Genomic DNA, 654 nt, shown 5'->3' with positions numbered 1-654 from the left:
ACCTGTAACACATGGTGATCTTTACGCACAATATAAAGATCAATTAGTTAACCTGGGTGAAAGTCTTTCTGGAGCAAACATAGGATTAGCTGTTCCAGCATACATGGATGTTGATTCAATTAAAGACTTAAAACCAGCTGAATAATCGGTATACAACTATAAATAAGGGCTGATGCAGTATGATGTATCAGCCCTTTACTTTAGAAAGGATGCCTTGTGTATGAAAAAAAAGTTTTATACAAGTACTATTTTAATTGCTGGCCTCATGTTAACCCTGCTAATAGCAGGCTGCGGGTCCGATGAAGAAGGAGAATCATCAAATACGGATAATAAGAAAAACTATAGTGAAGCAGTAGAGCATACAATTACTGGAATAGAGCCTGGTGCGGGGATCAGTGTTACAACAGAAAAGGCAATTGAGGAATACGATAGTTTGAAAGGCTGGTCAGTTGAAGAGTCTTCAACTGCTGCGATGATGACAGAACTTGATGAGGCAATTGAAAAACAGGAACCAATCGTCGTTACCGGCTGGAACCCACACTGGATGTTCGCGAAATATGAGGATTTAAAATACCTTAAAGATCCAAAAGGTGTTTATGGAAAAACAGAAATGATAAAAACATTAGCACGAAAAGGATTAAAAGAAGATAAACC

Annotated in this window: 2 protein-coding genes; both read left to right on the top strand. The window is 37.9% G+C overall.

Features of this window, described 5'->3' with window-relative positions:
- The coding region (locus tag AC3G7N_RS21355; RefSeq protein WP_489424145.1) for a glycine betaine ABC transporter substrate-binding protein at positions 1–145 on the top strand (145 nt) is incomplete at its 5' end.
- Between the two features lie 75 nt (positions 146–220).
- Positions 221–654 (top strand): glycine betaine ABC transporter substrate-binding protein (locus tag AC3G7N_RS21350; RefSeq protein ID WP_489424144.1); only part of this gene is annotated, 434 nt, incomplete at its 3' end.

The organism is Virgibacillus carmonensis, from assembly GCF_057836705.1.
This window is presented reverse-complemented; position numbering and strand designations above follow the sequence as displayed.